Annotated in this window: 6 protein-coding genes; all 6 read right to left on the reverse strand. The window is 63.4% G+C overall.

What is annotated here, in order from left to right:
* Positions 1–5: 5 nt before the first annotated feature.
* Positions 6–1,415, reverse strand: a complete 1,410-nt coding sequence (locus tag ACOZ9V_RS02955; protein ID WP_434593440.1) for a polysaccharide pyruvyl transferase family protein — start codon at positions 1,413–1,415, stop codon at positions 6–8.
* Entirely contained in the window at positions 1,412–4,012 is a 2,601-nt protein-coding gene (locus tag ACOZ9V_RS02960) for a glycosyltransferase (protein WP_434593443.1), read from the reverse strand. Before ACOZ9V_RS02960 ends, ACOZ9V_RS02955 begins: the two co-directional genes overlap by 4 nt.
* Complete coding sequence (locus tag ACOZ9V_RS02965; RefSeq protein WP_181272393.1) at positions 4,005–4,865, reverse strand: hypothetical protein; 861 nt, start codon at positions 4,863–4,865, stop codon at positions 4,005–4,007. Before ACOZ9V_RS02965 ends, ACOZ9V_RS02960 begins: the two co-directional genes overlap by 8 nt.
* The gene (locus tag ACOZ9V_RS02970) at positions 4,858–7,491 is read right to left on the reverse strand and encodes a glycosyltransferase (RefSeq protein ID WP_434593446.1); all 2,634 of its coding nucleotides are present in this window, start codon (positions 7,489–7,491) and stop codon (positions 4,858–4,860) included. Before ACOZ9V_RS02970 ends, ACOZ9V_RS02965 begins: the two co-directional genes overlap by 8 nt.
* Complete coding sequence (locus ACOZ9V_RS02975) at positions 7,488–7,823, reverse strand: hypothetical protein (RefSeq protein WP_181272391.1); 336 nt, start codon at positions 7,821–7,823, stop codon at positions 7,488–7,490. Before ACOZ9V_RS02975 ends, ACOZ9V_RS02970 begins: the two co-directional genes overlap by 4 nt.
* A 217-nt stretch (positions 7,824–8,040) precedes the next feature.
* Positions 8,041–9,933, reverse strand: a complete 1,893-nt coding sequence (locus ACOZ9V_RS02980) for a glycosyltransferase family protein (protein WP_434593449.1) — start codon at positions 9,931–9,933, stop codon at positions 8,041–8,043.
* Between the last annotated feature and the right edge of the window lie 200 nt (positions 9,934–10,133).

A 10,133-nucleotide genomic window follows, 5' to 3' on the forward strand; every position in this document is an offset into this window, starting at 1 on the left:
CGTTCTCAGCGCAGCTCTGCGCCGGGTGCATTGTCATCTGAGCGGCTGTCGGCGTCGCGCAGATCGTGCACTGCCTGCAGCACTTGGGACAGTGATTCCTTCTGCGCGCGTTCGAGTCCTGCCCGATAGAGCAGCGCCAACGCCTCGATCTTCAGCGCAGACGTGTCGAACGTCGTCGTCTCCTGCGAGGCGATCGCCTCGGCGAACCAGCGACGGACCAGGGTTCTGTTCGCCCGGATCCGATTGTGGATCTCGTCGATGGAGCCGCGGACCGTGGACAGCGCCGCGTCGACTTCGTCGCGCACTGCCGAAATGCTGCGGTCATCCAGACGCACGGCGCAGTCGGGAAATTTGAGCAGCTCGAACAGCCCGGGCATCTTGTGTCCGTGCGTCTCCGAATACACGCCCACGGTCGGCACCGCCTGAGACGAGGCGAGGATGACCGAATGGAAGCGTGACGTCACCAAAGCAGCAAGGCGGCCGAGCTCGTCGACGAACGACCGGAACCCAGTCGGATCGATGAGTTCGACCCTGTCCGAACCGGCGACCTCGGTGAGATGATCGGCGACCGCCTTGGAGATCTCCCGGTCGGCTCGGGTCTGGACGATGACCTTCACCTTTCCTCCATCGGCCAGATGGGCTTCGGCCACCGAGGTGAAGAGTTGGAACGCCTGAGAGCTGCGGAACTGCGAGTCTCGGAGTTTGTTCTGCACGAATGCCGAACGGCGTGACCCTGGTCGGATCCCCATGTCCTCGGGCCGCAAGACGATGCCGAGGGCATCCTCGTCGCGGTTCTCTTCCTCTTGAGCCCGAAGTCCCGGTACGAAGAAGCCGGGATCCAGGAGAACCGGAAGCTCCTGACCGAGGTCGGGCGACTCGAGTCTCCGGGACTCGAGATCACGGTAAGCTGCTGCGTCGACGCCCTGGTGGAGGAACTCCTCGAGCGCGGTCCCGAACGATGTGCGGAACGGGCCGACGGTCGACGGCAGCAGGAGGACTGGTTTCTTCAGCGACTGCGCGGCCAGTGCGGGGAGGATCCTCCACACGAGGTCGATGAGGTTCTCTCCGGTCGCCGACTCGAAGAGATGCTCGCCGGCGTTGAGGACGACGAGGTCGACATCGGCCATACCGACATCTTCGGCGAACCGGTGCGGATGAGCGACATAGTCGATGAGCAGTTCGACCTCGTCACGGCCACCGCGTGCACGGCCGTCAGAGGGAACGATCAGCTGCTTCATGCCCTTGAGGGTGAAGCCCGCCTGCCTGCGGAACTGGTCCGAAGGCGCGAGGAGAACAGCCGTCGAGCCTTCGATGTCGACCTCGGCCCGGCGCATCAGTTCGAGGGCACCGGCATTGATGGCTAGGTCGCCCCAGTTCGAGGCGACATGCCCGTAGAACAGCATCGTCCGTGTCATGACGTCAGCCTAGCGAGCGCCGATCCCATGACCGCACCGACCGCCGACCAGCTGCGCTCCGATTCCGTCCATGCGGCCGCGGCCTCCACCCGTGACAGCGTCGCGGAAGGATCCTCGATGACTGCGCTGATCGCCTCGGCGAGAGCCTCGACGTCACCGCTGGGCACAACGAGACCGCGCTCGCCGTATCCGGCGATCTCCGCGAGAGCCGGGACGTCGGAGACTATGACGGACTTCTTCGCCGCCATCGCTTCGAAGGGTTTGAGCGGCGAGACTGCACGGGTCGCTGGGGTGAGCCGGCGCGGATAGGCGCAGACATCGATGACCGAATAGAGGTCTGCGACCTCGTCATGAGGGACGCGCCCGGTGAAGGCGATAGTCGATTCGTCGAGGCCGAGATCGGCTGCCAGCGACCGAATCCGGGACGACTCTGCGCCGTCTCCGACGAGCAGCGCGCGCACCTGGACTCCGCGGCTGCGGACCAGAGCGATGGCGCGAACGAGGATGTCGAGACCCTCGTAGCCGACGAACGTGCCGATGTATCCGATGACCGGGTCGTCGGCGCTCCAACCGAATCTCGAGAGCACCTGCGGGTTCTTCTCCGCAGACGCGAACTCGGCCGTATCGACGGCATTGGGCATGATGCCGATCGGGCGTCGAGTGTGCACTCTGCTGTTGATGATGTCGCGCATCGCCTCGGTGATGGTGAGGACTTCGTCGCAATGCTCCAACACTGCGTTCTCCAGCGTCACGGTGCGTGCACGACGCCCTTCCATCCGGGCGGTGTTCGCCGCCTCGTAGACGAGTTCCCACATGCCCGAGACCTCGTAGACGACGGGAAGACCGAAGCGCTTAGCCGCGATGAGGCCTGGCAGGGCCGAGACGTAGGTCGAACGCAGATGGACTGCCGACGGCCGTTCCCGGCGGATCACCTCGGCGAAATGGTCGATGGCTTCGCGCATGTACGCGAACTCGCCATCGGCGCGGGCAGTCTCGCTGCCCAGTCGCAGGTAGCGGATCCCGTCGTGGACCACCTCGGCGGTCGCCCCCGGCTCCAATGAGTTCGCGGCCTCGGGAAAGCCCGGACGGGTGAGAGCGATGACCTCGAAGCCGCCTGCGGCGACGGTCTTGAGGACGCTGTGTGCGCGAACCGCGTAGCCGCCGCTCTGGTCCGGTGCGCTCGCGTGGAGGATGGTGAGGATCCTCCCGGGTACGGGCTCGAACGGCACCGAGGTGTTCTCGGACACGGATTCGAGCTCGCGCAGCATCGCCGAGGCGGCTGCGGACTCGCTGATGAGAGGCCGGTCCGCGGCGGATGCGATCGCGGACTCGGCAGTGTCGGCGACCTCGTCGAAGCGTCCGGTTCCGAAGAGAGCACGGATGCGTCGCGCGCGGTAGACCTTCCCGCGGTCGGAGGGCGGCACGGTATCGGCGAGAGCCATGGCCTCAGCAAAGAAGCCGGTGGCCAGAAGGTGTCCGGTCAGAATATTGCGAACCGGAGCGTTCTGCCGTCGCGTTCCCCGGAACCGCAGCTGCCGGGCGAACGCTCTGGTCGCAGAGGACAGGGGCAGCAGTCGGGATGATTCGATCCGAAGAGAGTCGACGACCGTGCGTACGTGTTTGGCCAGCACAGGTGACTCGACGATGGTCGTCAGCCCGAGGGCGGCTCCCAGCGCTTGGATATCGACATCCGTCGGTAGGACGAGGTCCGAGCTCGGTCCGGCGTCGAGCAGTTCGGAGCCGCGGATCGAGATGATCGTCTGCTGTCCTGATCGGTTCGGTGTGAGCAGAATGACGCGAGCCCGATCGAGGAGAGGCCGACCCACCGAGTCAGAGGTCGACAGTGCTGCCGCGACAGACTCGGCGACGAGGATCGGTACGACGGGCAGGATCGCGAGGGTCTCCAGCACCGGTGTCAGCGCTTGGCGAGCGAACTCAGTCGAGGCAATGCGGATGCAGACGACGTCGTGCTGAATGCCGACGGGGGTGTCATCGAGGGCGCACACAAGTTCGGCGAGCCAGTCTGCATTCGCATCGAGAGAGCGGGTGACGGCACGCAGCTCGTGTTGAGCCGCTGGCTGCACATCCGACCCTGTTGACTCGAGCGTGGTCGTCCCGTCAGCAGCGATGGTCAGATCGAATGATCGGCGGTCGCCCTCACCGAAGTTGCTGTTCGGAGCATCCTGCATGAGGGACTCCAACCGTCTCCTCTGCCAGGGCTTCGCCCCTGTCGCGACCGCTTGATCGGCCAGCAGACGTGCCAGCTGGGCACGGCCGTTGCTGGCCAACAGGTCAGCCACGAACCGCGATCGCAGCGATGAACCTTCGGCCACCGCAGTGTGGAAGAGAATCCGGCAGACCGTTGCCGAAGACGTCAGACCGTTGAGCACGGAGCTGATCTTCCGCGCGGCCGTCTCCAGGTCATCGGAATGCTCGGACAGCAGTCGAGCGGCAGCTGCGATGCCGTCGACAATCGGATTCTCAGCGGGAACGCGGACGGTTCGGCTGCTCTCACTCGCCGAGTCGACAGCAGGAACGGACTCCAACACAGGTTCAAGTGCTGTTTCACGGGTGTCGACCTCGATGCGTTCACTCATCCGCGGCCTCGCTGACGATAGCGTTGACGGCCGCGGCGGTGGCGGCTTTGGACAGTGGATTGTGACCGCCGCGGACGTCGGAATACAGCGATACATCAAAACAGGATCGTTCACCGGACTGAGCGGGCAGAGCGTCGACAAGCGCGGGCAGCTGCGCGAGGGCATCGTTCTCGCTGGCGGCATTGAGCAGGCAGCGAGTTCGGGGGATATGCCCGAACTCGGCGAAGGCGTGAGCGGTCGATGTTCTGTCCGGGAAGTTCTCCGAAGTGTCCTCCGGAGTCGCACCCTCATAGGACTGGCGGGCGATCGTGGTGACGTAGACCGGGATGTACTTCGTCCAGTCGATCTGCGGGTTGTTCACCAGGGCACGGCTGCCTTCGTCGCGGGCGGCTGCTTGGAGAGCCTGGAAGCCTCCCGCGCTGGTCCCGAAATACAGGCGAGCAGCCGACGGAACCTCGAGACACTCTGCGACGAAACGGGCCGTCTGGGCCATTGCGGGCAGCGCAAAGCGGCCGGGAGCTCCTTGCCCCCATCCGATGCTGATCTGATTGTCCGTGCGCAGCGTCGGATCGGAGATGAAGAGGACATCGGCGTCGAAGTCGTCGACCCAGGTCCGCCGTTGGAAGATCTCCTGCGGATCCTTCCCCGGAGTCCTCCGGACTGCTCCGTTGAAGGCGATGACGAGCCGGCCCGTCGGCTCGTCCCTCGACCACAGGAGCGCGGGAACCGTCACCGTTCCGGCGTGGAAATCGAAGCGTTGGAAGAGACCGGGGCGTCGTTCGATGCGGTCTCCGGGCAGCAACGTGCCCAGTCGCTCGAATGGGGGCTCTTCGCTGAGTGCGACCTCAGACATGTGTGACGGCATGGAGTTCGGCGAGCTCGGCGTCCTTCCACGATGTCTTGCCGTAGAACCGCGTGAGTCGACGGATGAGGCTCTTGCACTCATCGATATCCTCGTCGGCGGCGAACGCGAGCTTCTGGACGAACCATCCTTTGACGAAGGGTTCGAGCCGTTTGGCGTTGTAGTCCTCGAGCAGACCGACCTCGCGCAGCCACGCAGACCGGTCCTCCTCCAAGGGCAGATACTTCTCGTAGAAGCGCGGGCCGATGGCATTGACCGTCGAGTTCGTCACCGCCGCATAGTAGGTGTGGATCGGAGTCGACGTCAGCCCGATCCGGCGGGCGTGGAAGAGCATCTGCTGAAAGAAGTAGGAGTCCTGTCCCACGGCGCCGATCGGCTGATAGATGCCGAGGCTTTTCAGCCACTGAGCGTCGGCCACGAGTGCCTGGATGCTCATCGGCTGGAACTTCACTCTAGAGAGCGCATCGTCCTCGAGGACACCCTCCTCGCCGACGACCGGACGCAGAATGCCCGCGTTCTTGACCATGATCCGGTTGTGCTTGAACCGCATCATATTGCCGATGGCGAAGTCGTATCCGTGCTCTTCGACCATCTCGAGCAGCAGCGCAAAACCGTCGTTCGTCTGCTCATTGTCCGGATCGAGATACGTCACGTACGGAGTGCGGGTGAGTTCGAGCCCCTTGTTGCGTGGACGCGAAGCGCTGCCCGACCCGCCGGCAGGGAAGCGGTGGACTCGAACATTGGGATAGGCGCGGTCGAGTTCGTCGAGGACCGCCGGCGTTTCGATGTCGGTGGAACCGTCGTCGACGAGGAGGACCTCGCAGCGGTCGAAGATCGATGACCGGCGCAGGGATTCGAAGCATTTGAACTTCAGATGCGGACCGTTGTTGTAGACGGGAACGATCACGCTGATTTCGGGTTCTGCCGTGACCTCGATCGTCTCGACCCGCTCGACAGCGAGATCCGAGGCGATCGCCAGCGTCCTGCGCTCAGGTCCGACACCGTCACCGAGGCGGCTTCCGGCCGGGAACCACGTGACGGTGATGCGCTGGTCGGAGTCGACCGGATCGACAAATTCGTAGAGAGGCTCGGTCGTATCGATCGGCAGAATCCGGACCTCGTCGACGTCGGTGAAGCGGAATGCATTCACCGCGTCCTGCACGAGGTGAGGACCGAAATCGGAATGCCCGGTCAGGTCGATGACGACGTCGCCGTCAGCGCCGGCGACCCGGTCGGAGTCGTGTGGAAGAACCTCCACCGGGCCCGCATACGACTGGGCCAGGCGGAAGGTGTCGAAATCCGATTCCGTCAGTCCGGTGACGTAGACCGTGTGATCGGGAGAACCGGAGTCCAGTCCCATCTCCTCGGCGATCGTGTCGATACGGTCGAACGCGGTGTTGGCAGTGAAAGCGGCGCGGATTCCCGCCACTTGAGCTTCTCGGATGTTGTGCTGTGTCAGCGCCCGGTACGTCTGCTCCATGTCGAGAGCGGAGTCAGGCATGCACACCTGCGGATAGAGGGAGTTCACGCCCGCGTTGTAGTTCGAGACGATGAACGTTCCCATCGCCTGCAGCTCGATGATCCGGTTGGCGTACATCGACTGGGAGTTCACAACGGAGTTGAGATTGATGCCCACGGGCAGAAGCCGCTGCAGATCGAACAAAGTCTCGTGATCGATGGGCCGGTGCAGATGCGGCAGATACCGTTCAGGGAAGAGATAGCGTTCGGCCTTCGCGAACTTCTCGGTGTCGAGTTCGAGGTTGCGGTCGACGATCGTGAGATCCGCTCCGGCCGACAGCAGTCCGTCGAAGATCCGCTGGGCGGATGATTTTCGCTCCGGATACTTGTGCTCGAACCAGGAGCCGGCGAAGACGAACTCGCGACCGGAATGGCGCATGCTGCCGAGCGGATGATGATGGGCGAAGTTCACCGCGAAGGGCAGAACAGTCACGGGCACTTGGTGGTGGAGGTACTCACGGTAGCGAGGTACGCATTCGACGGCGCTGGTGAACACGTGGTCGGCGAATTTCGCCAGGGGAGCGAACTGTTCGTAGTTCGGTGGATCCTCCTTCGAATAGAAGGCGATCGGGATCTCGTTCGCGCGGGCGAAGGGAACGACCTTCGACTCGAGGATCTGACGTGCAGGGGAACCGGACAGGGCGACATTGAACCATTCGTCAGCGAGCCCGCGCCAGGCCGAGGTGATGAGCAGCAGGTCGATATCCGCCATGTCCTGCTCGTAGGTCTCAGGATTGATCGGCACCACATGAGCCGCGTCCTTGAGCGAGTCGAAGAGGAACCGGTCGGCGATGATCCCGATGCGCAGCTTCCGGCGAGTATCCCAATGCTGGCCGGAGGTTGTCGGCAGTTGCTGAGACTCTTTGATGAGGGCTGAGATCTTGCTTTCGACCGGGGCTGCGAAGGACCGGTGGCGCTCAATGTACTCCTCACGCGATTCGGCCAGGTCGATGTAGGGGTGCCGTCCGAGCAGTCCGTCGATGAAATAGTCCGACTGCGTGTGCACGCCGAGCGACTTCTGGCGCGTGCGGGTTGCCTTCAGTTCCTTGATGCGGGTGTCGAGAGCGGCCTGCCGCTTCTTGATATCGGCGTCCTTCATTGCTGACCACCCTTCTGCTGGGAGGTGCCGCGCTGCGGACGGCGCAGGCGCCAGTAGGCGCGCTGAACCTGCATGGCTTTGGAGCCCAGCAGTCGTTCGAGTCGTTCATTGACCGAGGCGAGCTTCGCATCCCGTTTCGCGACTTCGTTCTTCAGCCGCTCGATCTCCTTCTCGCGCTTGTTGATGCCTCCCAGCAGCTTCGACTCCCGGTCGTAGGCGCTGATGAGTTCCTTGGCGAGTTCGGCATTGAGGGACGAAGTCTCATCAATGACACGAGAGACGTTCTCGCGGACGGAGTCGAGGTCCTCGGTTCCGGTCGTGGTGGTCTTCAAATGGGCTCCAGTTGTCCAACGTCCGCAATGGAACTTCTGGCCACCGGAAGCGGTGGCGTCCCACTGCGAAATCTTCACAGCATGACCGCCACGCTACTGACCGGAGCAGACCGAAACCGCCCATTTCACCAACAGTTCACCTGGGGCATACGAAGAATTCCGCGGGCCGCTCAATACGGCCGAGCGAGTGTTCGGGCGAGAGCCGAGGACCGGAACCTCAGAAGCAGTAGTGGCCCGGAGCGTAGCCGAAGGCGTGGATATTCCCGTTGGCCAACAGGTGACTGTCGTCGACGCTCCACGTGTGGGCATGGTCGCCACGGACCTGGACGAAGTTGAACCTGTCTGCCGAGTAGATCCGGGCTCCGGAGCCGACGAGTCTCTGCTGGAGCTCAGTGTCCTCACCAAGGGTGCGTTCGGCGAACGGGTTGTCCAGCAGCGTCGACCGATGCGTCATCAGGGTCGGGCCCATGACGAGGTCGGTGAACCGGTGCTCGCGTTCGGGGAAACGGCAGATGACGATGTCACGGCCCCGGATATGCAGATAGTGTGCCTGCTTGCCGACGAGATCGGCATTCGAATAGCGCAGTGCCGCGAGCTGATCGCCCAGGTAGTGCGCTCCGTAGACATCGTCGTCGTCCATCTTCGCGATGACGTCGCCGGAGGCAGCCTGAACTCCGCGATTGAGGCAGACGCCCAACGGCTGCGCAGAGTCGACCTCGACGATCTGCAGATGCTCAACCCCTGCTTGTGCGGCGCGGGCACGCAGATCGGCAGGTGCCGCGAAGCCGTGGGCCACCAGCACGAGCTCCTTATCCGTGTGCAGCTGCGCGGCATGGGTCCGCAGAACCTCGCCGAGGTGGTCCGGCCGATTCGTCGACACCACAGCCGAGACGGACGTGGGGAATGGCTGCGCATAGTCCAGGCCGAGCGAATCCATCACCGTCATCGCTCGGTGAGTGTAGGTGTGCTCCGCCCAGATGCGTCGTTGGGCAAGATGGACGGTGCGGTCTCTCAGCTCAGGACTGCGCACGTAGGCACGCAGAGTCCACTCTGCTTCTTCCTGGGTTTCGGGTTGGGGGACCTCGGTGGTGGGGAAGAATTCTCGAGTCGCCGCACTCGGGGTGGTGACGACGGGGGTGCCGGCGGCACTGATCTCGAAGATCCTGCGCGCACACATGCTCGGAGAGTCGGTGACGGAGTTGACGTTGAGGAAGACCTTGAAATGTTTGTATGCCGTGAGCAGATTGCGGTACGGAAGCGACCCGACCACACGCCCGGCCAGGTTGCCTGGGAACTGATACCGCTCATCGTTGCCGAGGAAACGGGAGAAGATCTCCAGCCCGTACTGCATCCTCGGCGATACGGCGTCAGCGGCACCGAGCAGCAGGTCCATCTGCTCCCTGCGCTCCGGATACTTGTGGGCGAAGTACATGCCCGCAAAGGCAATGTCCCTGGCAGCGGCATTCCGCGCAGGACGTGAGGGATTGTGGATCGCCGGCTGTGCGGCGAAGGGCAAGGCGGCGACCCTGTCGTGACCGAGTCTGGAGCGATACTCGGGGACCAGTCTGACATCGCTGGTGAAGACGACGTCGAACATCTGTGCCAGGGGCAGGAAATCCTCGAAGTGCGGGGGATCCTCTTTGTTCCAGAAGACAGTCGGAATGCCTCGGCGACGGCACTCGCCGAGCAGATCGGTGATCTCTGCACTCGGACCCGACGGGCTCGTGAGCTTGAACTTCCACTGACCGTCATTGCCACTCCAGGCGGACTCGACGAAGACGAAGTCGAGACCGCCGAGCTCGGTTGACCACTGTGTCGGCGACAGCGGGCGGAGCGACCACTCAAAGCCGAAGCTCTCGGTCGAGAACTCGTCGAGGACGACTCCGACCGACAACTGTTCGAAGACCGGAAGGCGATGCTGCACCGGCAGGGGAGGGAACAGGTCCGCGAGGACCTCCGCCGACAGGCTCCCCGTGGCGACCTCGGCGGAGGCTTCTGCGGCTCCTTGGACCAACGAGCGGCGACGCCGCCACTTCGCGACTTGGCTGATTCCGCCGTTGCGCAGATGCCACACAGCAGTTCTCAGCGTGCGAAGTGGAGTTTGTGGCACGGATCGGATCCTCTCGGCGGTAGCCAGGGTGCGTGACGGGGAAGTGAATCGAAGTCAGGCGACGGCGGTCGACGCTCAAAGTTCACAACGTCATTTATGTGTGAAACCTGTTAACGCCAATAGTACAATCGGAAAGTTGCAAGCGGCTTCGCGAAGCCGGACGGGGAAACCAGGATGAAATGAGGACAGTGGGAAGCAGC

Origin of the sequence: Brevibacterium sp. 1718 (genome assembly GCF_051131255.1) — a bacterium.
Lineage (GTDB): Bacteria > Actinomycetota > Actinomycetes > Actinomycetales > Brevibacteriaceae > Brevibacterium > Brevibacterium sediminis.